Origin of the sequence: Aeromonas sp. QDB25 (assembly GCF_027707725.1) — a bacterium.
Taxonomy (GTDB): Bacteria; Pseudomonadota; Gammaproteobacteria; order Enterobacterales; family Aeromonadaceae; genus Aeromonas; species Aeromonas caviae.
In genome coordinates, this window is sequence record NZ_JAPCIZ010000024.1 from 21,703 (window position 1) to 44,077 (window position 22,375).

The window sequence follows — 22,375 nt, forward strand, 5'->3', positions numbered from 1 at the left end:
GCGACCGGCACGGTCACAACTTTAGGTATTTTTCAAAAAAAGTGAGGGAAAGGAGACGGGGCCTGTCGGCGACAGCCCCCGGGAGCACTACCCTTTCAGACCACCGAGGAACTCGGCGCGGGTGTCGGGCTGGGTCTTGAAGACGCCGCCCAGGGAGGTGGTGGTGGTGTAGGAGGTAGAGTCCATCACGCCACGGGCCTTCACGCAGAAGTGGGTCGCCTTGATGCTGATGGCCACGTCCCTGGTGCCAAGCAGGGTCTGCAACGCCAGCAGGATCTGCTGGGTCAGCCGCTCCTGTACCTGGGGACGGCGGGCGAAGAACTGCACGATGCGGTTGATCTTCGACAGGCCAATCACCTTGCCGCGGGGAATGTAGGCCACGTGGGCAAAGCCGTCTATGGTGACGAAGTGGTGCTCGCAGGTGCTGGTGAGGCTGATGTCCCGCACCATGATCATCTCGTCCACCTTCATCTTGTTCTCGATCACCGTCACCTTGGGGAAGGTGGCATAGTCGAGGCCGGAGAAGATCTCGTTCACGTACATCTTGGCAATGCGGTGCGGGGTCTCGGCCAGACTGTCGTCGGCCAGATCCAGTCCCAGCGTCTCCATGATGGCGCGCATATGACCTTCGATTTTTTCCTTTTTCTGCTGGCCGCTCAATTCATTGGCCACCAGAGGTGTCTCAAGGCCCTCGGCCTCGAGCGCCGCCCTGACCAACAGGGCTTCCTGGCTTAAGCTCGTCATCGTGTTTCTCTCCCACGCTCAGGGACTGTGCTGGCCTGCGGCATGGTGCCGCGGCGCAATCTTACAGGGCGATTATTGTCATAATTCTGTCTAACTCAAGCCCGGTGCCCGACTTTATGCCAAACCACCCCGTTTTGTCCGCACCGGCCTGCCCATTCGGGGGCAAGGCGCACGGCCGTGCCGCCTCTTCCCCACCTGCCATCCCGCACAAGCCTCGCATTGGTTACCCATCAGGAGGTAATTCAACGGGATAGCGCCCCAGAATCCGATCACACCGGGGCATCTGCCCCCCCATTACCGCACCTTCGCCCTGCCCATCGGAGCGGATTTTTGGGATAATCTGCCCCCTACACACCAGAGAGGTCATGATGATGGGATTCGATACCGGTGCACTCCTCCCCTTGGACAAGGCCCTGCAAGGGATGCTGGAACAACTCACCTGCTGCTGCGAGACGGAGCAGTTGCCCCTGCCCCAGGCGCTGGATCGGATCCTGGCCGAGGAGATAAGCTCCCCCCTCTTCGTCCCCCCCTTCGACAATGCCGCCATGGACGGCTATGCCGTGCGCCTGGGGGATCTCGCCGCCGGGGTGCCGCTCCCCGTGGCGGGCAAGGCCTTTGCAGGCCAGCCCTATGAGGGAGAGTGGCCCGCTGGCCACTGCATCCGCATCATGACCGGGGCCCCTGTGCCTCCGGGTGCGGACGCTGTGGTGATGCAGGAAGAAACGCAAGCCGGCGACAACGGGATCACTTTTCTGACCGCGCCCACGCCTGGCCAGAACATCCGTCGCCGCGGCGAGGACCTGGCGCAGGGTGACAGGGTGCTCGAAAGCGGCCTTCGCCTGAGCCCCAGGGAGTTGCCGCTGCTCGCCTCCCTTGGCATCGCGAGCGTCACGGTGCGCCGTCCCCTCAGGGTCGCCATCTTCAGCACAGGGGACGAGCTCAAGCCTCTGGGCACCCCGCTCCAGCACGGGGACATCTACGACTCCAACCGCTACGGGGTCAAGGCGATGCTGAGCCGCATGGGCTGTGAGTGCCTGGACCTTGGCATCATCCCCGATGATCCGGCGGCCCTTCGCGCCGCCTTCTTGCAGGCCGACCGCGAGGCCGATGCCCTGATCACCACCGGGGGAGTCTCGGTGGGGGAAGCGGACTTCACCAAGCAACTGCTCGAAGAGCTCGGGGAAATTGGCTTCTGGAAGCTCGCCATCAAGCCGGGCAAACCCTTCGCCTTTGGCCGGTTGCCAAACGCCTGGTTCTTCGGTCTGCCGGGCAACCCGGTCTCCGCCATGGTCACCTTCGATCAGCTGGTGCAACCGGCCCTGGCCAGACTGGCCGGTCAGCAGTTTGCACGCCCGCACCCCCTCCAGGCCCTGGCGACAGCGCCGCTCAAGAAGAGCCCGGGGCGCCTGGACTTCCAGCGCGGCATCCTGAGTGTGGGCCCGAATGGCCTCGAGGTACGCAGCACCGGCTCCCAGGACTCCGGGGTGTTCAGCTCCCTGTCCCGGGCCAACTGCTACATCGTGCTCGAGCAGGAGCGCGGCAAGGTGGCCGCCGGTGAGACGGTCACCGTCGAGCCCTTCTCGGGGCTGCTGCTGTGAGCGAGATCCTGAGCGACGCAGAACTCCTTCGCTACAACCGCCAGATCGTGCTCAAATCCTTCGACTTCGAGGGGCAGGAGGCGCTCAAGCAGTCCCGCGTGCTGGTCATCGGCGCCGGGGGCCTGGGCTGCGCCGCCAGCCAGTATCTGGCGGTGGCCGGGGTCGGCCACCTCACCCTGGTGGATTTCGATCGGGTGGAGCTCTCCAATTTGCAGCGCCAGGTGCTGCACAGCGACGAGCGCATCGGCCAGCTCAAGGTGGAGTCCGCGGCGACGTCCCTGCGCGCCCTCACCCCCTGGCTCGAGGTGGAGACCCACGCCGCCCTCGCCGACGAGGCGCTGCTCGATGCCCTGCTGCCAGGCCATCAGCTAGTGCTCGACTGCACCGACAACGTCGCCATCCGCAACCTCCTCAACCAGCGTGCCCGCCAGCACAAGGTGCCCCTGGTCAGCGGCGCCGCCATCCGGCTGGAAGGGCAGCTTTGCAGCTTCACCTGGCAGGAGGATGAACCCTGCTACGCCTGTCTCAGCGCCCTCTTTGGCGATCAGGCCCTCACCTGTGTCGAGGCGGGGGTACTGGCCCCCGTGGTGGGGCTGGTGGGCAGCTTGCAGGCGCTCGAGGCCATCAAGCTGCTGGCGGGCATGGGCAAAAGCTACAGCGGCCGCCTGCTGATGATCGACGGTCTGGGTGGCAGCTTTCGCGAGCTGAAACTGCCCAAACGCCCCGACTGCCCGGTCTGCTCAAAGCCCTGAGCTGCGCCCACAAAAAAGCCGAACCCCGGGGTTCGGCTTTTTTATCTACCTCTGCTGTCTGCTCCCCTCAATGGGTTGAGAGGATCCGCTGCAACAGATGATTGAACCCGGCGGGATCTTCCGCCGGCCAGGCGTGGTGACCATCCGGGGTGTGGATGGTGGCATTGGGCAGGGAGGCGAACTGCTCCACCCGCCGCGCCAGGGGCAGATAGTCGTGACTGGTGGAGATGATGGCCACCGGCTGCCAGAGGGTGCCGAGACGAGCCCGCACCGACCAGCCGGGCAGCGCCTCCAGCAGCGCCTTGTAGGTCTTCTTTTTGTTGCGCACGAAGCGCCCCCGGAAGGTGTGGCGCACCTGGGCGAGATCGGGGCCGGGAAAGAGCTCGCGACCGAGCCACCACGCCAGCGGCCGCATGCCGAACCAGCGCAGCCACTTGAGGCGCATGGCATAGCGCTCCTGCTCCTTTGGCGTCTCCAGCAGAAATTCGCTGAAGCCGTTGACCAGCACCAGCCCCTGCACCTTGTGGGGCAGTTGCAGCGCCAGCTCCAGCGCCACCATGGCACCGAGCGACAACCCCACTACCCAGGCAGGCTCGGGCTGTTCGTCAAGCCAGCGGGCCACATCCGCCGCCAGGGTGGGCACGTCAAAGGGCCCCTCCTGCATGCTCTGGCCGTGGCCGCGCAAGTCGATGGCCACCACCCGGTAACGCTCGGAAAAACGCTCGATCTGCGCCTGCCAGTCGAGGCTGGAAGAGCCCAGCCCGTGCAGCAAGAGCAGCAAGGGCCCCTCCCCTGCACTGCGCAGGGCCAAGCCATGGGATTTCATTACCTGATTGCGACGCACCCGTCCCCCCTTTCTCGACGCCATGCCGGCCACTCAGGGCCAGCCAATCCGTACTCCGGTCCCCTGTCTACCCCTCTCCCACCAGGCTCACCGCCTTGATGTAGGCGTAGAGGCGCATGGCCGGCGTCAGGGCGAGCCGCTGCGCGGAGCGGCTGGTGATCCGGGCCAGCAGTATCTGCTGCCCGAGAGCCAACTGCAACAGGGTCTGCCCGGGTCGCACCTCCCGCACCTCCAGCAGCCGGGTCTCGAGGCAGTTGGAGAGGCTGGAGTGCACGATGGGCTCGGTGGCGATCACCAGATCCCGCGCCGCCACCTTGATCTGCAAGGGGCCTGCTTCATCGGGGGCATGCTCCATGGTCACCATCAGGGTCTGCTCCCCGAGTCGCAGGGTCGCCATCTGCTCGTGCTCGTCGTAGTGGGACAGGGTCGCAGAGAGCATGACCCCGACGTCGTCGCGACTGGCCAGCGACAGGTCGGTGCGGGCGAAGATCTCCTCGGGGGTGCCCTGGGCCTCCACCCGTCCCTCTGCCAGCAGCACCAGTCCATCGCAGAGCAGGCTCACCTCCTCCATGGCGTGGCTGACGAAGATCATGGGGATGCCGCTCTCCTGCTGCAAGCCCTTGAGCACGTGGGCCTGATGGATGCGGCTGCGCCTGTCCAGCGCCGAGAAGGGTTCATCCAGCAGCAGCAAGTCGGGCTCGGCCAGCAAGGCCCTGGCCATTGCCACCCGCTGACGCTGACCGCCGGAGAGGCCGTGGGCCGGTTGCCCCAGCAGCTCGGCAAAACCGAGGCGCGCAGCCAGATCCTCTGGCTGCCAGCGCCCCCTCCCCTTGCGAGCCGCCAGTTGCAGGTTACCGAGCACGCTCAGGTGGGGGAAGAGACGAGCATCCTGAAACACCAGCCCGATGCGCCGCGCCTCGGGGTGCAGGGCTGCAAGCTCGCGCCCCTGCCAGCGCAGGGCATCGCCCGGAGCCCTGTCGAGCCCGGCGATGATGCGCAGCAGGGTGCTCTTGCCACAGCCCGAAGGACCGAACAGGCCGAGGATGCGGCTGGGGGGCAGCGCCAGATCGCACGCCAGGGTGAAGGGGCCGAAATCACGTCTGGCCTTGAGGTAGAGGCTCATCCGAACAGCCTCCGTTGCCGACGTTGCAGCACGCCGTAGACCAGCACCAGCATCACCAGGGAGAAGCCCATCAGGCCGCCTGCCAGAATATGGGCATTCTGGTAATCCATCGCCTCCACGTGATCAAACAGGGCGATGGAGAGCACCTGGGTCTCCCCGGGAATGTTGCCGCCGATCATCAGCACCACCCCGAACTCCCCCAGGGTGTGGGCAAAGCCCAGCGCCGCCGCCATCACGAAGCTGGGCAGCGTCATGGGCAGGATGATGCGAAAGAAGCGCTCAAACGGGCCCATCCCCAGGGTGGCAGCAGCCTCCAGCTCCTTGTTGCCCATGTTGACGAAGGCGGAGGTGAGGGGCTGTACCACGAAGGGGAGCGAATAGATGACGGAGGCGATGAGCAGGCCGAGAAAACTGAAGGCGAGCGGGGCCCCGAAGGTCTCCCGCCACCAGCCACCGAGGCCGTACTCCGGGGAGAAGGCCAGCAGCAGATAGAAGCCGAGCACGGTAGGCGGCAGCACCAGCGGCAGGGCCACCATGGCCTCCACCAGGGGGCGCAGCCGGTGCTGGCTGCGAGACAGCCACCAGGCGAGCGGCGGCGACAGCAGCAGCAGGATGGCAGTGGTGCTGGCCGCCAGTTTCAGGGTCAGCCAGACCGCCAGCAGATCCCCTTCACTCATAGGGTCCCCTCTCGGGTGTCGATAAAAAACAGGGCGCCGTCATGACGGGCGCCGCCTTGGGACACGTCAGGCACCGGAGCTGGCCAGCACGGGGCTGGCCGGCAGACGCCGGGCGCTTACTGCGGCAGGGCGTAACCCGCCGCCTTGATCTGCGCCTGTCCCGGCCCCTTGAGCCAGGCCACCAGGGCATCCACCGCCGCCCCTTTCTTCAGCACCAGGGCCTGCTGCTCGATGGGGGGATAGAAGCTGGCCGGTACCGCCCAGGCTTCGCCGGTCTTGCCCGCCTCCACCAGGTTGGCCCAGGCGACGAAGCCCAGCTTCGCATTGCCGGTGTCGACAAACTGCCAGGTCTGGCTGATGTTGGTGCCAGTCAGCACCCGATACTGCTTGGGATCGATCTTGAGATGAGCCAGGGTCGCCATGGCGGCAGCGCCATAGGGCGCTGTCTTGGGGTTGGCGATGGCCAGCTCCCCCTGCCAGTGGCGCAAGGTGGCCTCGTCGGGAGCAGGCCCCCCCTTCTGCCAGAGGCCGAGCTGACCGATGGCATAGGTGAAGCGTTCGCTCCCCTTGCCTTCCGACTCCAGCTTTTGAGGGGTCGCCACGTCGGCCGAGAGGAAGAGATCGAAGGGTGCACCGTGGGTGATCTGGGTATAGAGCACGCCGGTGGCCGCCGAACTGATGACGACGTTGTGGCCGGTCTTGGCGGTGAACTCCTTGCCGATGCGCTCTATGGTGCCCTTGAAGTTGGCCGCCACCGCCACCTTGACCTCGTCAGCCAGCACAGCACCGCTGTACATGGCGCCGGCGCCCAGCACCAACACGGATACCCATCTCTTCATTCCGTTGCTCCTTATGTTCCGGCACGGCCGGATCGATTGACGCGAGCCCGAGGCTCACTCCCCTTGTTGCCAGCGGGCCAGGGCGGCGTCATCGCTCGCCCTGGCCTCGACCCAGCGTTGCACCCCGTCGGCGGTCAGCTCTTTTTTCCAGAACGGCGCCCGGGTCTTCAAGAAATCCATGATGAAGTGGCAGGCCTCGAAAGCCGCCTCGCGGTGGGCGCTGCTCACCACCACCAGCACAATCTGATCCCCGAGCAGCAGCTCGCCGATGCGGTGAATGAGGGTGCACTCCTGCAGCGGCCAGCGCCCGCGGGCCTCGGCCACTATGTCCGCCAGCGCCTTCTCGGTCATGCCGGGGTAGTGTTCGAGGGCCAGCCCCTTCACATGCTCCCCCTGATTGAAGTCGCGCACCTTGCCGACAAAGCTGACAATCGCGCCTGTGTCCTGCCGGGCAGCAAGGCGGGCATATTCGTCCGCCAGCGAGAAGTCTTCCCGCTGCACCAGAATGCGATCGATCATGGTTGCCTCGCTCATCATCAGCCTCCGGTCACCGGCGGGAAGAAGGCGACCTCATCCCCGTCATGGAGGGGGGTATCCAGCGGCACCAGGGTCTGGTTGACCGCCACCAGCAGCTTGCCGGATTCGAGCGCCAGCGCCCACTTGTCACCTCGCTCGCTCAAGGCGGCGCGAAGGACATCGGCACTGACGTAGTCACAAGGCAGGCTGAGCTCGTCGCAGCCGACCAGCTCACGCACCTGCGCAAAAAACAGAACCTTGATCATGCTTGCTCTCCTTTGGTCGCACCCAGTTGGAAATGACCGGACTTGCCGCCCTTTTTCTCCACCAGACGCACCTGCTCGATCACCATGTCCTTTTGCACCGCCTTGCACATGTCGTAGATGGTCAGGGCCGCCACCGAGGCGGCGGTGAGCGCCTCCATCTCCACCCCGGTCTTGCCCGAGAGCTTGCACAGAGTGCGGATATGGACCCGATTCTGCTCGGCCAGCGGCACTATCTCCACCTCGACTTTGGTCAAGGCCAGCGGATGGCAGAGTGGGATAAGATCGGCGGTCTTCTTGGCCGCCATGATGCCGGCGATGCGGGCGGTGGCGAACACGTCCCCCTTGTGGTGCTGACCGCTCAGGATCAACGCCAGGGTCTCGGGGGCCATGGTCACGAAAGCCTCGGCGCGGGCCTCGCGTTCGGTCACCTGCTTGTCGGTGACATCCACCATGTGGGCCTCGCCGCTCTGGTTGAGATGGGTCAGGTTCATCTATGCACCTATCGAAAAATAAGATGGATGATCCGGGTTTACTACCGGGATCACAGATGGGTCACGAAGTTGCACGGCCGGGTACGAGCGTCGAGCTGATCCCGGATAAGCTGTTCCCAACCCAGACGGCAGGCGCCGGTGGAGCCGGGCAGGCAGCAGATCAGGGTGCGGTTGGCGAGCCCTGCCAGGGCACGGCTCTGCATGGCGGAGCCTTTTATCTCGGCAAACGAGAGCTGGCGGAACATCTCGCCAAAGCCCTGCACCGTGCGCTCGAACAGCACGCCGACCGCCTCGGGCACCCGGTTCTGCTCGTTGAAGCCGGTGCCGCCGTTGATGAGCACCACCTGGACTCCCTCGTCGGCAATCCAGTCGCTCACCTGGGCGCGGATGCGAAACAGGTTGTCGGGGCAGAGCGCCCGGTCGGCCAGCACGTGGCCAGTCTGGGTCAGGGCCTCGACCAGATAGTCCCCCGAGCTGTCATCGGCAGCGGTGCGACTGTCGGAAACCGTCAGGACGGCGATCTTGAGAGGGATGAATTCGCTGTGTTTGGGTGCCATTGGGGCCATTCCTGTCAATCATTGACCACGAGAGGATGAGGTGAACGCGCCGCACCGTGGTGCCAGCCATGAAAGGAGCCGGTGGGCGCCGCGTTGCCGGGAAGGGATTCTATCAAAAGATGTCTGGCTGGGGGGGCGTCATTGCCCATTAATCTCGAAGGCCGCCGGATCCCGGGGATCCGGCGGCCTTCCCATCAGAAGCCTGGCACCCCTTTCATGTCAGGCAGTTGGTGCGCAATCCCCTTGTGGCAGTCGATGCAGGTGTTGGCCCCGCTTGCCAGGTTGGTGGAGTGCATCTGGGCGGCCCGACGCCCTTGCAGGGAGAAGTCCATGTACTCGAAGTTGTGGCAGTTGCGGCACTCGCGCGAATCCGTCTCCTTCATCCGCTGCCACTCCCGCTCGGCCATCTCCCGCCGGTGGGATTCAAACTTCTCGCGGGTATCCACCTTGCCGGTGATCATGCCCCACAGCTCCTTGGAGGCCTGCACCTTGCGGATGATCTTGTAGGTCCATTCGTGGGGTACGTGGCAATCCGGGCAGCTGGCCCGCACGCCGGAGCGGTTGGCGTAGTGGATGGTGTCGCGGTACTCCACGAACACGTTGTCCTTCATCTCGTGGCAGCTGGTGCAGAAGGCCTCGGTGTTGGACGCTTCCATGGCGGTGTTGAACCCGCCCCAGAAGATGACGCCACCGAAGAAGCCCATCAGCAGGATGACCCAGAGGGCCGCCTTCGACGGTGACTTGAAGGTGGTCCACAGACGCTTCACAAAGCCGGGTAATTTCATCTATGGGTTCCTCAGTTCAGCGCTTCAACCGGTTTGAAGGTATTGTTCACCAGCGGCTTGGCATCCGCTTGCGGCACGTGGCACTGCAGACAGAAGTAGCGACGCGGAGAGACTTCGCCCAGGGTCATGCCGTCACGGGTCTCGAAGTGGGTGGGGCTTATCTTGGGGGCCTTCATGGCACTGGCGTTCTTGAAGCTGTGACAGGCCAGGCACTTGTTGACCTTGTTGTCCACTTCATAGTTGCGGGTGTCGTGGGGGATCAGCGGGGGCTGGTGCATGTACTGGCGATCGTAGAGGTCGCCATCCTTGCGAAAGTTCTTCATGGGGGCCGCGTCGGCATCCGTCACCAGATCCGTGCTTCCCCGCTCCGACTTGATGCCCCCCGTGCTGTTGGTGATCTCGGGGACGGCCGCCATCAAGGAACCCGCCATCAGGCAGGCCAGCATTGCTCCAATCAGCTTCTTCATTATGTGTTCTCCGACGTTTTCTCTGCCTTGACGGCAAAACCTACAGTGATTTCAAAAACTTGCTCCGCGCAGACATCGATGCAACGGCCGCAGTTGGTACACTCCTGAGCCGCAATCAAGGGCCCGTGACCACGCCTGGCACCGTGAACGGGGCCGCGCAGGATGGGACGCTCCGGGCAGACCGCATAACAATCCATGCAGTTGCTGCACCGCTCGCGCCCCGAGGCTGCAATCTTGATGAACCCGACCCGGTTGACCAGGGCATAGAAGGCCCCCACCGGACAGAGGTGGCCGCACCAGCCCCGCTCCACCACAAAAAGGTCGAACAGGAACAGCACCGCCAGCAGGCCCCAGCCCGCCCCCATGCCAAACAGCAGGCCCCGCAGGGTGAGCGACACCGGATTGACCAGCTCCCACACCAGCACGCCTGTGATGGCCGGCGCCACCAGCACCATGGCCAGCAGCCAGTAGCGGGTAGCGCGGTTGAACTGACCATTGCCCTTGAGCCCGAGCCGCCCCCTGAGCCAGGCGGCGACATCGGTGACCAGGTTGACTGGACAGACCCAGGAGCAGAACACCCGCCCCCCGACCAGCCAGTAACCCGCGAGCACCAGCCCGGCCCCGAGCCACAGGGTGGGGATGGGCCACTGGCCCGCCGCCACCGACTGCAACAGGGTCAGGGGATCCGTGAGGGGCACCGTCTCCAGCAGCAGGGAGCTGGAGAGGTTGCCCTTGAGGATCCAGATGCCCGCGAGCGGCCCCAGCAGGAACAGCCCCAGCACCCCGAACTGGCAAAGCCGGCGCAGCAGCAGGAAGCGGTGGGCACGCCACCACCCCAGCCTGGCCGTAGCCTCGGCCCCTGGATACCGACTCATAGACCCTCCGGTTTGCGGGTCGGCAGGGTGAGCCTGTCGCCGATGAGCGATTTGCCCGCCTTCGCCTTCTCTTCCCAGCCGAGCCGGTAGTGGTGACCCAGCTCCCCCTTGGCAAGCTGGCGAGGCACCACCTTGATGGCCGCCTCCTCCAGCACGCAGGCGTGCTCGCACTTGCCGCAGCCGGTGCAGAGATCGCTGTGCACCGTGGGCAGGAACATGGCGTGCTTGCCTGTGCGCGGGTTGTGCTGCAGCTCCAAGGTAATGGCCTTGTCGATGAGGGGGCAGACCCGGTAGCAAACGTCGCAGCGCAGCCCCAGGTAGTTGAGGCAGGTCTCGTGATCGATGAGCACCGCCACCCCCATCCGCGCCTGATCGATATCGGTCATGGCCCGATCCAGCGCCCCGCTCGGGCAGGCCGCCACGCAGGGGATGTCGTCACACATCTCGCACGGAACGGCGCGCGCCTTGAAGTAGGGGGTGCCGGTGGTCACGGGTTCAAACAGCCGGGCGAGCTTGAGGGTGTCGTAGGGGCATGCCTCGACGCAGAGCCCGCAGCGCACGCAGGCGCCGAGAAACTCGGCCTCGTCGAGGGCGGCCGGCGGGCGCAGCGCCTGGGCAGGCAAAGCCTGCACCTGCTGGCGCGCCACGCCGCCGAGCCCCACGCCAAGCAGGCCCACACCGCAGACCCCCTTGGCCATGTCGGCCAGAAACTGGCGCCGACTACGACTCATCTCGCGCTCCCCCGCCTCAGGCCTTCATGACCTTGACGGCGCACTTCTTGTAATCCGTCTCCTTGGAGAGCGGATCGGTGGCGTCCAGGGTCAGCTTGTTGACCAGCTGGCTCGCATCGAAGAAGGGCATGAACACCAGTCCCTTGGGCGGACGGTTGCGGCCGCGGGTCTCGACCCGGGTCTTCACCTCGCCCCGGCGGGAGGAGACGATCACCTCTTCACCACGGCGCACGCCACGGGCCTTGGCATCTTCCGGGTGCATGAACAGCACCGCATCCGGGAAGGCGCGATAGAGCTCGGGCACGCGACGGGTCATGGTGCCGGTGTGCCAGTGCTCCAGCACGCGACCGGTGGAGAGCCACATGTCGTACTCTTTGTCCGGAGCTTCGGCAGCCGGCTCATAGGGCAGCGCGAAGATCACCGCCTTGCCATCGGGCTTGCCGTAGAAGCGCACCCCCTCCCCCGCCTTCACGTAAGGGTCGAACCCTTCGCGATAGCGCCACAGGGTCTCCTTGCCGTCCACCACCGGCCAGCGCAGGCCACGGGCTTCGTGATACTGATCGAACGGCGCCAGGTCGTGGCCATGGCCGCGACCGAAGGAGGCGTACTCCTCGAACAGCCCCTTCTGGACGTAGAAACCAAAGTGCTCGGCCTCGTCGTTCAGGGCCCCCTTGCTCTGCTCTTTCGGGAACTGGTTCACCTGGCCGTTGGCATAGAGCACGTCGAACAGGGTCTTGCCCTTCACTTCCGGCATCTTGGCAATCAACTCAGCCGGCCACACCTCTTCCACGGTGAAGCGTTTGGAGAACTCCATCAGCTGCCACAGGTCGGACTTGGCCCCTTCCGGTGCCTTCACCTGCTGGTGCCAGAACTGGGTGCGACGTTCGGCGTTGCCATAGGCCCCCTCTTTCTCCACCCACATGGCGGTGGGCAGGATGAGGTCGGCCGCCTGGGCGGTCACGGTCGGATAAGGGTCGGAGACCACGATGAAGTTGGCCGGGTTGCGATAACCGGGCAGCGCCTCTTCGTTCATGTTCGGGCCGGCCTGCATGTTGTTGTTGCACATCACCCAGTAGGCGTTGAGCTTGCCATCCTTGAGCATGCGGTTTTGCAGCACGGCGTGGTAGCCCACCTGCTCCGGGATGGTGCCTTCCGGCAGCTTCCAGATCTTCTCGGCGATGGCGCGGTGTTTGGGATCCGTGACCACCATGTCCGCCGGCAGACGGTGGGCGAAGGTACCCACTTCACGGGCGGTACCACAGGCGGAGGGCTGGCCGGTCAGGGAGAAGGGGCCGGAGCCCGGCTGGGAGATCTTGCCGGTCAGCAGGTGGATGTTGTAGCAGAGGTTGTTGGCCCAGACGCCACGGGTGTGCTGGTTGAACCCCATGGTCCAGTAAGAGACCACCTTCTTGTCCGGATCCGCATAGATCTGGGCCAGCTTCTCGAGCTTGTCCTTGGGCACGCCGGAGAGCTTGGAGACGGACTCCAGATCGTAATCCGCCACGAACTTGGCGAAGTCGTCGAAGCTCATGGGGGTGGAGTCGCCGCTGTCCGGGTTCTTGGCCTTTTGCTGCAGCGGGTTGGTGGGACGCAGGCCGTAACCGATGTCGGTCACCCCTTTGCGGAACTGGGTGTGCTTGTTGACGAACTCCCAGTTCACCTTGTCGTTCTGGATGATGTAGTTGGCGATGTAGTTGAGGATCGCCAGATCGGTCTGGGGGGTGAACACCAGCCCGTTGTCCGCCAGCTCGAAGCTGCGGTGCTCGAAGGTGGAGAGCACGTGCACCTGCACATCCTGGTGGGACAGACGGCGATCGGAGATGCGCGACCAGAGGATGGGGTGCATCTCGGCCATGTTGGAGCCCCACAGCACGAAGGCGTCGGCCTGCTCGATGTCGTCGTAGCAGCCCATGGGTTCATCCATGCCGAAGGTACGCATGAAGCCCACTACCGCGGAGGCCATGCAGTGACGGGCATTGGGATCCAGGTTGTTGGAGCGCAGGCCTGCCTTCATCAGCTTGGCGGCGGCATAGCCTTCCCAGACGGTCCACTGGCCGGAGCCGAACATGCCGACGGCGGTCGGGCCCTTCTCTTTCAGGGTCGCCTTGAACTTCTCGGCCATGATGTCGAAGGCCTGATCCCAACTGATGGGGGCGAAGTTGCCGTTCTTGTCGAACTTGCCGTTCGTCATGCGCAGCATGGGCTGGGTCAGGCGATCCTCCCCGTACATGATCTTGGAGAGGAAGTAGCCCTTGATGCAGTTCAGGCCACGGTTGACCGGTGCATCGGGATCCCCCTGGGTCGCCACGACGCGGCCAGCCTGGGAGCCCACCAGCACGGAACAGCCGGTCCCGCAGAAGCGGCACGGTGCCTTGTCCCAGGTGATGGCGGTCTTGTCGGTACTGGTGATCAGGTTCGCCGCCAGAGTGGGGGCACTGACACCGGCCACGGCAGCGGCTGCCGCCACCGCATTGGCCTTCATAAAGTCGCGTCGACTCAGCTTCATGACATATCCTCGCATTGCTTAATCACATCAATGACAGCCATTGTGACGAGCCGCGCTGGCTCAGCTCCATGGCGCTTTATTCCTTTGCTCTGGGCTTTTCGTTCATCGAACGCAGACAACAGACCCGGCATCCCGTGTATTACCCGTGGCGGTCAGCGAACGACTCTTGCGCTTCTGCCACATGACGCCTTATTCCCCATCTTCGGCGTCCATTTCATCGAACTGGTGGTAGATCAGGGCCGCAGAGAGCACCCCGGGCAACCCCTGAATTGTGTCGATGGCCGCCATGATGGGGCGCTGGCTCGGCCCCTCCAAGGTCACCACCAGCTTGCCCTCCTCGCTGACGGCGTGGATCTCGGCCCCGTCCAGGGTCGCAATCCGCTCTGCCAGGGCGTGGCGCAGATCGGGCTGGGTCAGCACCACCAGGCTGGATACATGGAACTCTTCTCGCGTCATATCACCGTTTTCCAACTTGTTCGTCTCTTGGGTCATCGCGAAGCCTCGCCACGAGACAGACCGATGCTGATACTGCCCACTGGGCAATCCGCTACGCAGGCCCCGCAGCCGTTGCACGACTCGGCATGGATGCCGGGGGTGGGTACGCGCCCCAGCCGGGGGGAAAAGCGGATTGCCTGCTGCTCGCAGCTGTCCTGACAGCGCTGGCAGAACACCTGGGCAGTGGCCAGACAGCCCGCCTCGATATGGGCCACATACTCCCAGGGTGTCTGGGTTGTCGGCCTGAACACCGGCGCCTGGCAGGCGCTCACACACTCGGTGCAGAAGGTGCACTCGCCGCGGTGAAAATCCACCGTGGGGAAGCCCCCGTCTCCCTTGATCAGGATCTGCTCCGGACAGGCCGCCAGACAGTCGCCGCAGCGGGTACAGCCGGCCACGAACTCGTCCCAGGAGACGGACCAGGGCAACTGGATCCCAGCCTTGGGGGCGCTCAGGCGTCCCCGAAACAGGCCTCTGCGTGACAAGTTGACCCCGTCGGTCATATCGACTCCTCTTTTCGGGGACGAATGCCCCCGCGCGGATCCCGTGACTGGCATTTTCAATGCCAATTATAAGCGTGGGTGTATATTGCGGCCCTGACAAGTCAGGGGATATACCACCAGGGAGATAAACAGGGGGGATTCTTGCGCTGGATCAAACCCTTGGCGTAATTAGACACAGCAGGGGCAAGGTAAATTACCCCTATGTGAGGATTGATAATTAATCGAAGGTTATTTGAGGTGCACGGCGGCTGTCAGCCGCCGATGGAGGCCAGGTGGGGGGTCATGCCTGCATTGCCTTCATGGAGGCGATGGGTGGCGGCCTTGCCGGTCAGCGCCTGGCGAATACGCCATTGCAGCGCCTCCTGCTGGCTGTCATCGGTGAGCAGATCCCGCAGTTCCACCCCGTTGTCGCCAAAGAGACACAGGTGCAGCTTGCCCTTGGAGGAGACCCGCAGCCGGTTGCAACCGGCGCAAAAATCCTTGCTGTAGGGCATGATGAGCCCCACCCCGCCCCTCGAGTCCGGATGCGTGAACACCTGGGCAGGGCCATCATCCAGGCCGCGCAGCTGCTGCACCCAGCCGCTCTCTTGCAGGCGCTGCTTGATGAGTTCACCGCTGGTATGGTGATCGCGAAACAGGGCGTCCATCTCGCCGGTCTGCATCAGTTCGATGAAACGCAGCTCGATGGGTTTGTCGCGGATCCAGGCGAGGAATGTCTCGAGCTGATGATCATTGAGCCCCTTGAGCAGCACGGCGTTGATCTTGACCGACCGAAAACCGGCACTCAGGGCGGCGTCTATCCCCGCCATCACCTCCGCCAGCTTGTTCTCGCCGGTGATCTGGTGGAACTGACGGGGATCCAGGCTGTCGACGCTGACGTTCAGGGCCGTCAGCCCCGCATCGAACCACTCGCGGGCACGCTCCTTGAGCCGATACCCGTTGGTGGTCATGGCCACCTTCTCGATGCCGGGAGTATTGGCCACGGTCTCGATGATGGCCGTGAAGTCGCGGCGTAGGGAGGGCTCGCCTCCAGTCAGACGCACCTTGCGCGTCCCCATGGCCGCAAACCCGGAGACGACGCGACGGATCTCCTCCAGGGAGAGGAAGGACTGGCGCCCCTCACCATCTCCTTTCGGCGGGTGATAGCCGTCCGGCAGACAGTAGGTACAGCGGAAATTGCAGACGTCGGTGACCGACAGACGCAAATAGTAAAAGCGACGGGAAAAACCATCTTCAAGTGGCAACATAAACACCTTTCCAAATACGGGAGGCCAGGGCATTTCTTTCCTGACCCTTTCAGCTCGAACATCGGCTGACGGCGATCTCCCCCTATCTCAATGACTTAGGCAAAATCGCTCGGAGTTCATCTAGTTTTTCGATGCTAGCACAACTTGGAGTACACTCCCATGCTACTTTGTGGGGTCTTTGTGGGTGAAAAGGGAGCCGGTCGGCATGGGAAAATGGTTCAGAGTGCAGTCGGTCAGCAGCGCCATCGGTCGCTCCATGGTGCTGATCCTGTTCATGGCCAGCCTGATCGCCGTGGTGGCCATGGTCACCCTCTTCTATTCGGTTCCCGATGCCAAGGCCATCAATCTGTCGGGATCTCTGCGCATGCAGGCCTACCGCATGGCCTATGAAATCGAGAAGGATCAGGTCGTCCTCGGCCGGCTCGCCCAGTTTGAACAGACCCTTCATGCCCCCGAGCTGCAGGAGACCCAGCGCTGGATCACGCCCGCCTCCCTGCGCCGCACCTATGGTGAAGTCCTCTTGCAATGGCAAGTGATGCGCGAACACATCGAGAATGCCACTCCCAGCCGTTATACCGATAATACGGAACAGTTCGTCGCCGCCATCGATGACTTCGTCAACCAGATGCAGTACCACGTGGAGTTCAAGGTGCGCATGCTGGCCCTGGCCGAGGGGCTAGGGCTGCTCGCCATCATCACCATCGCCTGGTGCACGGTGCGCTTCACCCGCCAGCAGGTGGTGGCGCCCCTCAATCAGCTGGTCTATTGCGCACGCCAGATCCAGCGTCAGGAGTTCGATCTCACCCTGCCCCCCCACTGTGAGAACGAGCTGGGAGAGCTGTCGGGAGCGTTCGCGACCATGGCCGACGAGCTTGGCAAACTCTACCGGGAGCTGGAGAGCAAGGTGGAGGAGAAAACGGCCAAGCTGCAACAGGCCAACGACACCCTCTCCTTCCTCTATTCCACCGCCCAGAAACTGCACGCGGCGCCCCTCAGCCGCCGCACCCTGCAAAAGCTGCTGGAGCGGGCCGCCGCCCACCAGCACATCGAGTACATCCGCCTCACCCGCTTCGAGCACAATGCGATGCCGGTCTACATCACAGGTCGCAAGGGGTGGCCGGGGGATCTGGACGCCGTGGTGAGCTTCTACCTGCAGATGGATGACGAGGAGTACGGCCGGCTCGACATGATAAGCGACCACCCCATCGACGAGCGGCTGATGAAGAACTTCTCCATGTTGCTGGCCCAGGTGCTGCACAAGGATCAGACCCTACTGCAGCACCAGCGCCTGCTGCTGATGGAAGAGCGCGCCGTCATCGCCCGTGAACTGCACGACTCCCTCGCCCAGGCCCTCTCTTACCTGAAGATCCAGGCCACGCTGCTCAAGCGCTCCTTCGCCAAGGGGGACAGGGCCAAGACCGAGGCAGCCATGGAGCAGATCGACGAGGGACTCAGCAATGCCTATACCCAGTTGCGCGAACTGCTCGGCACCTTCCGCCTCAGCATCGGCGATGCCAACCTGGGTGAAGCCATCGCGGTCATGCTCGAGCAGCTCAAACCCCAGACGCACGCCGACATCAGGCTCCAGTACGGACTGACGGACACCGACCTTGAAGCGGGGCAGCACATCCACATCCTGCAGCTGATCCGTGAGGCAGTGCTCAATGCCATCAAGCATGCCAGCGCGCGGCACATTGACGTTAGCTGTGAGACCCTGGCTGATGGTAACATCCAGGTTCAGATTGCAGACGATGGTGTTGGAATAAGGGGCGCAAGCTCGGCGGTGAATCACTACGGTCTCAGCATCATGAATGAACGCGCCAGCAAATTGCGCGGCCAGTTGACCATCAGTGAACCGCCCTCCGGGGGCACCCGCATACACCTGACCTTTCCCACCAGCCTAACAAGAGACGCCTGATGGACGAGATGAAATACAGTGTTCTGGTCGTGGATGACCACCCCCTGATGCGCAAGGGAATTGTGCAACTGCTGGAGTTGGAAGATAACATCGACGTGGTTGGCGAGGCCTCCAACGGCACCGACGCCGTGGCCATGGCCAAAGAGTCCGAACCGGACCTTATCCTGCTCGACCTCAACATGAAGGGGTTGTCAGGTCTCGATACCCTCAAGGCGCTGCGGGCCGAAGAGGTGACTTCCCGCGTGGTGATCCTGACCGTCTCTGACGCCCGCCAGGATGTGGTTGCCCTGCTCAAGGCAGGCGCGGACGGCTATCTGCTCAAGGACACCGAGCCTGACATGCTGCTGGCCCAGCTGGCTGACGTGATGACCGGCAAGCAGATCCTGAGCGAGCCGCTACGTCCCTATCTCGAGAACATCTACGAGCTGGACCACCTGCAGCAGAAGCTGGAGAGCCTGACCCGACGCGAGATGCAGATCATGCGTGAAATCGCCAAGGGGTTGTCCAACAAGCAGGTCGCCTCCGTGCTCCATATCTCCGAGGGAACCGTCAAGGTCCACGTCAAGAGCCTGCTGAAAAAGCTCGAGGCCCAAAGCCGCGTCGAAGCAGCCGTCATGTACCTGGAACAGCGCAACTGAGGTCCCGGCCTCCTGCCAGCAAGGGGTCACCATCCGTGCCTCCTTGCTGGCCCCCTCTTCTTTTCCCCAAATGGCGCGGAACCCGGTGCTCTATTGAGTAGATGGATTATTATTTTCATGGCATCGCACGGGAAGGAAACATCGACATGACCTTTGAGCAGATAGAGCTGGTCCAGAAAGCCTGGGGCAGGGTGAGCGCCCTGAACAACAGCTATGTCCAGGAGGTTTATGAAGAGCTGTTCAGATTGTCCCCCGAACTCAGGGCCCTCTTTCCCCCACATCAGGAGCTGCCCGTTGCCAAGGTGTCGGACACCCTGAACACCGTCATCACCAGCCTCTCCCAACTGGATGCACTGGGTTTCATCATTCGCGATCTCGGCAGGCGTCACCAGCGATTCAACGTTCAACCCCACCAGTTTGCACTGCTCAAACAGGCGCTGACCCAGGTGCTGGCACGGCGTCTCGGCAGTGGTTTTACCCCGGCACTGGCACAGGCCTGGTCAGATGTATGACGAGATAGCCGCACTGATGCTGGACGGCATGACACAGCACACAGAATTCACCACCTGATCCCCTGGCCTTTGCCCCCAATCGCTGAATGGGTCTGTAACAGGCATTTTGCATGAATCAAATTTGCAATATGCGAAAATAGACTCATTCTGCACACAGGGTATGTTCGGCGCCCTTACACCTCACCTGAATCCCTTTCGCACTGCCTTGCCTGCATTCGCGACATCAAATCACAATAGATTGATTTTAAATGGATATTAAAAATAACCACGGGAAATGACTCACCCCTTCGCCACGCCACCTCTCTCTGGCACGGTCACTGCATTGTCACATTCAGCAATGACTGATTAGGAGGATGGAACATGAAACTTCAACAACTGGCACTGTTCCCCTTGCCGTCCCACATTCTGCCCGGTGGCAAGCTCCCCCTTCGCCTGTTCGAGCCGCGCCACCTGCAGATGCTCAAGGAGTCCTTCCTCGAGGATCGTGGCTTTGGCATCGTGATGGAAGAGACCACCAGCACGGGCACCTGCGGACGGATTCTCCCGGTCGGAACCCGCGTCAAGGTGACTGATTTTTATACCCTCAACGACGGTTTGCTCGGGGTCACCGTGCTCGGCCTTGAACGCTTCTGCATCCACGAGATGGAAACGGATAGCGTAGGCCTCAGGCACGCCCAGGTCGAGCCGTTGCCCAACTGGCCGAGTGCGGATTCTGATGTCAGCGACAACCAGCTGGTCAGCCGATTGAGAGAGGTCTTTGCACAATACCCGGAACTGGATGAGCTCTACCCGGACAAGCAGTTCGACGATGCAGCCTGGCTCTGCCAACGCTGGCTCGAGATCCTGCCCATGCCGATCTATGAAAAACAGATGTTGATTGCCAAACAGAACAGTGAAGCGGCGCGCCAGTTCTTGCGCCGACTGATCGCACAGTGAGTCAAAGAGTGAGTCAACGGTTGGTTTGCAAAACGCGAATTCTCGGCACTGCATTCTTATAATGAAAAAATGAGAATTGCATTTTGCAATCACGGTAGCGATAAATAACACACAATTCAGCTACAGGCCGCAAATAACAGGTTTTGAAAAGTTGGCACGACTTTTTCATATAAAACCGTACAACCCGATTTATCCCGTGCTCTCTTCAGTATTTGCTGAAGAATTGGTCAACCACCAGGTTGACCATTTTTTTTACCCAAAATCGGCCGACATCACCTGCAATGGCGGAGCAGGCAGCTTCGCAGTCTGGCAAGACTGATGGGTTTGGCCAGAAAATCGTTCATGCCCTGGGCAAGGCAGCGGGCCCTGTCCTCCATCATGGCATTGGCCGTCAACGCGACGATGGGCACCTCGCACCCCATGTCCCGCAGGCGCCGGGTCGCCTCCAGCCCATCCATCTGCGGCATCCGCATATCCATCAGGACAAGGTCCGGCTGCTGCTTCGCCACCTGTGCCAAGGCCTCCAGACCATTGCCTGCCAGCCTCACCCTGCACACCAGCTTCTGCAGCATCAGGGATACCACCAGCTGATTGACCGGACTGTCTTCCACCACCAGCACATCCAGCTCCAGTCTGGCGCACTCTTCACTGCTGGGGGCGGCGGCCGGAGCACAGGGAGAGGCCATCCCGGGCAGCTCGAACCAGAAGCAGCTTCCCAGCCCAGGCGTGCTCTGCACGCAAATATCTCCCCCCATCAGCTGCACCAGCCGCCTGCAGATGGCCAGTCCGAGCCCCGAGCCGGAGAAGCGGCGGGTTGCCGAACTGTCGACCTGATAGAAGGGTTCGAACAGCAACGCCTGATCCTCGGTGGAGATGCCGATCCCCGTGTCGCTGACCATGACCCCCAGCTTTTCCTCCTCCCAGGTCAACGCCAGACGCACGCTGCCGACGGAGGTGAACTTCACGGCATTGCCAAGCAGGTTGCCTATCACCTGGGAGAGGCGGACGGCATCCCCTTGAAGGCGTTCAGGGAGCGTCTCATCCAGATGCCAATGCAGTGTGATTCCCTTAGCACTGACTTGTGCCTGCAAGGGCTCCACCAGGGCACGGCACAGCTCGGCTGGCTGAAAGGGTTCACAGTGCAGCGTCAGGGTATGTGACTCTATTTTCGAGAAATCGAGCACGTCGTCGATGATGGTCTGCAACAGATGCGCAGAGTGGGTGGCATGACCGATGAGGGTCTGTTGCGGAGTGTCGAGTCGGCCGTGCTGCAGCAGATCCAGCATCCCCAGCACGGCGTTCATGGGAGAGCGGATCTCGTGGGTCATCATGGCGAGGAACTGGGATTTGGCACGGTTGGCCGTCTCGGCATCGTCCCGCGCCCGCGCCAGCTCCTGCTCGCGGCGGATCTGGCTGCCTATCTCCCGCGCCGTGCCCCGATAGCCGAGGAAGCGGCCACCGGCATCATGGCAAGGCTCCGCATTGATCTCCATCCAGCAAGGCCCGCCCGCCAGCATCACCTGGGCCCGCATTCCCCGCACCGGCAGATGGTGGGCGATCAGGTGCCGATAGTGGCTCCAGGCCGGGTCCTGCTTGTCGTGGGCAAAATCATAGAGGCTTCTCCCCGTCTGGCGGGCCAGCACTTCCCCCTGATAGCCAGGGGCAGAGACATAGCTGAGCCTGTGCTGGGGATCGGTCTCCCAGAACCAGTCAGAGGCCATGGCGGCAAAACTGCGAAAACGCTGTTCGCTGGCCTGCAGGGCCAGGGTCTTGAGGTCAACCTGTTCTTGCAGGCGAGCCCGATAGGCGATGTTGACCAGAGCCTGGGAGATGAGCGGGCGACAACGCTGCATCGCCGCCTTGCTCTTGAGATCGAAGGTGCCCGCCACGCTGTGCCGGCAGATGAGCACACCGGAAAACCCCGGTCCCTGCAAGCCTGTCATCATGACGCTGGCCCAGCCCGGCGCCCCTGCCAGCGGCGCCAGCTCAGGCAGTTGGGCGGGATCATAGATGACCAGGGTCTCCCCCTCGATGGCCCTGGAGAAGAGCGGTGTCAGCGACCAGGTCCGGCCCACCTCGTCCGGCTGGGTGCTCAGATGGGTGCTGCCCCTCACGGCCTCCCAGGCGACCACGTCCGCCTGTTCGAATCCGATAAAGGGCTTGAGAGCAAGAATGAGACTCTCCAGTACCTGCTCCAGACTCTGGGCCTGTGCCAGGGTCGCCACCCCGCACAGCAGGGCTTGGGACTCCTCCCGATATCTGGCCTCCCGCTCCCGGCAACGCATCAGCTCCACCAGCGTGGTTTGCAGTTTGTCACCCAGGGTTTCGAGTTCGCTATTGCCTATCATCTTGAAT

General features: G+C 62.9%; 24 protein-coding genes and 1 riboswitch. Of the genes, 6 read left to right on the forward strand and 18 right to left on the reverse strand.

Annotated elements, in window-relative coordinates; translation table 11 throughout:
* Positions 1-87 precede the first annotated feature (87 nt).
* The gene (gene folE, locus PG883_RS10540; protein ID WP_010674171.1) at positions 88-744 is read right to left on the reverse strand and encodes a GTP cyclohydrolase I FolE; all 657 of its coding nucleotides are present in this window, start codon (positions 742-744) and stop codon (positions 88-90) included.
* 371 nt (positions 745-1,115) lie between these two features.
* On the opposite strand from folE, the gene moeA reads away from it, so the two are divergent.
* Together moeA and moeB are read left to right on the forward strand one after the other, a co-directional pair.
* Positions 1,116-2,342: a molybdopterin molybdotransferase MoeA gene (gene moeA, locus PG883_RS10545; protein WP_049636353.1), complete on the forward strand. Its 1,227-nt coding sequence runs from the start codon at positions 1,116-1,118 to the stop codon at positions 2,340-2,342.
* Entirely contained in the window at positions 2,339-3,094 is a 756-nt protein-coding gene (gene moeB / locus PG883_RS10550) for a molybdopterin-synthase adenylyltransferase MoeB (RefSeq protein WP_049636338.1), read from the forward strand. Before moeA ends, moeB begins: the two co-directional genes overlap by 4 nt.
* Positions 3,095-3,161: 67 nt before the next feature.
* On the opposite strand, the gene PG883_RS10555 is transcribed toward moeB, so the two are convergent.
* The 16 genes from PG883_RS10555 to moaA form a co-directional block, all read right to left on the reverse strand.
* Positions 3,162-3,938: an alpha/beta fold hydrolase gene (locus PG883_RS10555; protein ID WP_049636339.1), complete on the reverse strand. Its 777-nt coding sequence runs from the start codon at positions 3,936-3,938 to the stop codon at positions 3,162-3,164.
* A gap of 67 nt (positions 3,939-4,005) precedes the next feature.
* Positions 4,006-5,061, reverse strand: coding sequence for a molybdenum ABC transporter ATP-binding protein (gene modC / locus PG883_RS10560; RefSeq protein ID WP_049636340.1), 1,056 nt, complete (start codon positions 5,059-5,061; stop codon positions 4,006-4,008).
* Positions 5,058-5,738, reverse strand: coding sequence for a molybdate ABC transporter permease subunit (gene modB / locus PG883_RS10565; RefSeq protein ID WP_010674165.1), 681 nt, complete (start codon positions 5,736-5,738; stop codon positions 5,058-5,060). Before modB ends, modC begins: the two co-directional genes overlap by 4 nt.
* Positions 5,739-5,854: 116 nt before the next feature.
* Entirely contained in the window at positions 5,855-6,577 is a 723-nt protein-coding gene (modA, locus tag PG883_RS10570) for a molybdate ABC transporter substrate-binding protein (RefSeq protein WP_041215507.1), read from the reverse strand.
* Between the two features lie 54 nt (positions 6,578-6,631).
* Positions 6,632-7,111, reverse strand: a complete 480-nt coding sequence (gene moaE, locus PG883_RS10575; protein WP_041215508.1) for a molybdopterin synthase catalytic subunit MoaE — start codon at positions 7,109-7,111, stop codon at positions 6,632-6,634.
* A 2-nt stretch (positions 7,112-7,113) separates the two neighbouring features.
* Entirely contained in the window at positions 7,114-7,359 is a 246-nt protein-coding gene (gene moaD / locus PG883_RS10580) for a molybdopterin synthase sulfur carrier subunit (protein ID WP_041215509.1), read from the reverse strand.
* A complete protein-coding gene (gene moaC, locus PG883_RS10585; protein ID WP_041215510.1) occupies positions 7,356-7,850 on the reverse strand; it encodes a cyclic pyranopterin monophosphate synthase MoaC in 495 nt (164 codons plus the stop codon). Before moaC ends, moaD begins: the two co-directional genes overlap by 4 nt.
* A gap of 50 nt (positions 7,851-7,900) precedes the next feature.
* Entirely contained in the window at positions 7,901-8,407 is a 507-nt protein-coding gene (gene moaB, locus PG883_RS10590) for a molybdenum cofactor biosynthesis protein B (protein ID WP_039038846.1), read from the reverse strand.
* Between the two features lie 194 nt (positions 8,408-8,601).
* Complete coding sequence (locus PG883_RS10595; protein ID WP_039038845.1) at positions 8,602-9,192, reverse strand: cytochrome c3 family protein; 591 nt, start codon at positions 9,190-9,192, stop codon at positions 8,602-8,604.
* 11 nt (positions 9,193-9,203) lie between these two features.
* Positions 9,204-9,659, reverse strand: coding sequence for a nitrate reductase cytochrome c-type subunit (locus tag PG883_RS10600; protein WP_029314277.1), 456 nt, complete (start codon positions 9,657-9,659; stop codon positions 9,204-9,206).
* On the reverse strand, positions 9,659-10,534 hold the full coding sequence (napH, locus tag PG883_RS10605) for a quinol dehydrogenase ferredoxin subunit NapH (protein ID WP_049636341.1): 876 nt from the start codon (positions 10,532-10,534) through the stop codon (positions 9,659-9,661). Before napH ends, PG883_RS10600 begins: the two co-directional genes overlap by 1 nt.
* The gene (gene napG, locus PG883_RS10610) at positions 10,531-11,265 is read right to left on the reverse strand and encodes a ferredoxin-type protein NapG (protein ID WP_049636342.1); all 735 of its coding nucleotides are present in this window, start codon (positions 11,263-11,265) and stop codon (positions 10,531-10,533) included. The genes napH and napG overlap by 4 nt, the downstream gene beginning before the upstream one ends.
* A 16-nt stretch (positions 11,266-11,281) precedes the next feature.
* Positions 11,282-13,771 carry a nitrate reductase catalytic subunit NapA gene (gene napA / locus PG883_RS10615; protein WP_041212735.1) on the reverse strand — a complete coding sequence of 830 codons (2,490 nt, stop codon included), beginning with the start codon at positions 13,769-13,771 and terminating at the stop codon, positions 11,282-11,284.
* A 189-nt stretch (positions 13,772-13,960) separates the two neighbouring features.
* Positions 13,961-14,263 (reverse strand): chaperone NapD, encoded by a 303-nt coding sequence (locus tag PG883_RS10620; RefSeq protein WP_010674154.1) that lies wholly within the window; start codon positions 14,261-14,263, stop codon positions 13,961-13,963.
* Positions 14,260-14,769, reverse strand: coding sequence for a ferredoxin-type protein NapF (gene napF / locus PG883_RS10625; protein ID WP_041212734.1), 510 nt, complete (start codon positions 14,767-14,769; stop codon positions 14,260-14,262). The genes PG883_RS10620 and napF overlap by 4 nt, the downstream gene beginning before the upstream one ends.
* Before the next feature lie 251 nt (positions 14,770-15,020).
* Positions 15,021-16,016 (reverse strand): GTP 3',8-cyclase MoaA, encoded by a 996-nt coding sequence (moaA, locus tag PG883_RS10630; protein ID WP_010674152.1) that lies wholly within the window; start codon positions 16,014-16,016, stop codon positions 15,021-15,023.
* Positions 16,004-16,143, reverse strand: a riboswitch (molybdenum cofactor riboswitch). Its footprint overlaps the gene before it by 13 nt.
* Before the next feature lie 78 nt (positions 16,144-16,221).
* Here moaA and narQ point away from each other — a divergent pair.
* The 4 genes from narQ (at position 16,222) to PG883_RS10650 (ending at position 20,020) form a co-directional block, all read left to right on the forward strand.
* Complete coding sequence (narQ, locus tag PG883_RS10635) at positions 16,222-17,934, forward strand: nitrate/nitrite two-component system sensor histidine kinase NarQ (protein ID WP_041215515.1); 1,713 nt, start codon at positions 16,222-16,224, stop codon at positions 17,932-17,934.
* Positions 17,934-18,572, forward strand: a complete 639-nt coding sequence (gene narL, locus PG883_RS10640; RefSeq protein WP_039038841.1) for a two-component system response regulator NarL — start codon at positions 17,934-17,936, stop codon at positions 18,570-18,572. The genes narQ and narL overlap by 1 nt, the downstream gene beginning before the upstream one ends.
* A 146-nt stretch (positions 18,573-18,718) precedes the next feature.
* Positions 18,719-19,084, forward strand: a complete 366-nt coding sequence (locus tag PG883_RS10645) for a globin domain-containing protein (protein WP_113978478.1) — start codon at positions 18,719-18,721, stop codon at positions 19,082-19,084.
* Between the two features lie 360 nt (positions 19,085-19,444).
* Positions 19,445-20,020, forward strand: coding sequence for an LON peptidase substrate-binding domain-containing protein (locus tag PG883_RS10650; RefSeq protein ID WP_201896634.1), 576 nt, complete (start codon positions 19,445-19,447; stop codon positions 20,018-20,020).
* Between the two features lie 272 nt (positions 20,021-20,292).
* On the opposite strand, the gene PG883_RS10655 is transcribed toward PG883_RS10650, so the two are convergent.
* Positions 20,293-22,368 (reverse strand): ATP-binding protein, encoded by a 2,076-nt coding sequence (locus tag PG883_RS10655; protein WP_201896635.1) that lies wholly within the window; start codon positions 22,366-22,368, stop codon positions 20,293-20,295.
* Positions 22,369-22,375: the final 7 nt, after the last annotated feature.

Excerpts from the sequence above, each read along its gene's own strand:
- PG883_RS10595 (WP_039038845.1), bottom strand. The coding sequence starts at position 9,192 with ATGAAATTACCCGGCTTTGTGAAGCGTCTGTGGACCACCTTCAAGTCA.
- PG883_RS10620 (WP_010674154.1), bottom strand. The coding sequence starts at position 14,263 with ATGACCCAAGAGACGAACAAGTTGGAAAACGGTGATATGACGCGAGAA.
- narQ (WP_041215515.1), top strand. The coding sequence starts at position 16,222 with ATGGGAAAATGGTTCAGAGTGCAGTCGGTCAGCAGCGCCATCGGTCGC.
- moaB (WP_039038846.1), bottom strand. The coding sequence starts at position 8,407 with ATGGCACCCAAACACAGCGAATTCATCCCTCTCAAGATCGCCGTCCTG.
- napA (WP_041212735.1), bottom strand. The coding sequence starts at position 13,771 with ATGAAGCTGAGTCGACGCGACTTTATGAAGGCCAATGCGGTGGCGGCA.
- modA (WP_041215507.1), bottom strand. The coding sequence starts at position 6,577 with ATGAAGAGATGGGTATCCGTGTTGGTGCTGGGCGCCGGCGCCATGTAC.
- PG883_RS10645 (WP_113978478.1), top strand. The coding sequence starts at position 18,719 with ATGACCTTTGAGCAGATAGAGCTGGTCCAGAAAGCCTGGGGCAGGGTG.
- napH (WP_049636341.1), bottom strand. The coding sequence starts at position 10,534 with ATGAGTCGGTATCCAGGGGCCGAGGCTACGGCCAGGCTGGGGTGGTGG.
- napG (WP_049636342.1), bottom strand. The coding sequence starts at position 11,265 with ATGAGTCGTAGTCGGCGCCAGTTTCTGGCCGACATGGCCAAGGGGGTC.
- modB (WP_010674165.1), bottom strand. The coding sequence starts at position 5,738 with ATGAGTGAAGGGGATCTGCTGGCGGTCTGGCTGACCCTGAAACTGGCG.
- PG883_RS10600 (WP_029314277.1), bottom strand. The coding sequence starts at position 9,659 with ATGAAGAAGCTGATTGGAGCAATGCTGGCCTGCCTGATGGCGGGTTCC.
- moaD (WP_041215509.1), bottom strand. The coding sequence starts at position 7,359 with ATGATCAAGGTTCTGTTTTTTGCGCAGGTGCGTGAGCTGGTCGGCTGC.
- moeA (WP_049636353.1), top strand. The coding sequence starts at position 1,116 with ATGGGATTCGATACCGGTGCACTCCTCCCCTTGGACAAGGCCCTGCAA.
- modC (WP_049636340.1), bottom strand. The coding sequence starts at position 5,061 with ATGAGCCTCTACCTCAAGGCCAGACGTGATTTCGGCCCCTTCACCCTG.
- folE (WP_010674171.1), bottom strand. The coding sequence starts at position 744 with ATGACGAGCTTAAGCCAGGAAGCCCTGTTGGTCAGGGCGGCGCTCGAG.
- narL (WP_039038841.1), top strand. The coding sequence starts at position 17,934 with ATGGACGAGATGAAATACAGTGTTCTGGTCGTGGATGACCACCCCCTG.
- moaC (WP_041215510.1), bottom strand. The coding sequence starts at position 7,850 with ATGAACCTGACCCATCTCAACCAGAGCGGCGAGGCCCACATGGTGGAT.
- PG883_RS10655 (WP_201896635.1), bottom strand. The coding sequence starts at position 22,368 with ATGATAGGCAATAGCGAACTCGAAACCCTGGGTGACAAACTGCAAACC.
- moaE (WP_041215508.1), bottom strand. The coding sequence starts at position 7,111 with ATGAGCGAGGCAACCATGATCGATCGCATTCTGGTGCAGCGGGAAGAC.
- napF (WP_041212734.1), bottom strand. The coding sequence starts at position 14,769 with ATGACCGACGGGGTCAACTTGTCACGCAGAGGCCTGTTTCGGGGACGC.
- moaA (WP_010674152.1), bottom strand. The coding sequence starts at position 16,016 with ATGTTGCCACTTGAAGATGGTTTTTCCCGTCGCTTTTACTATTTGCGT.
- PG883_RS10650 (WP_201896634.1), top strand. The coding sequence starts at position 19,445 with ATGAAACTTCAACAACTGGCACTGTTCCCCTTGCCGTCCCACATTCTG.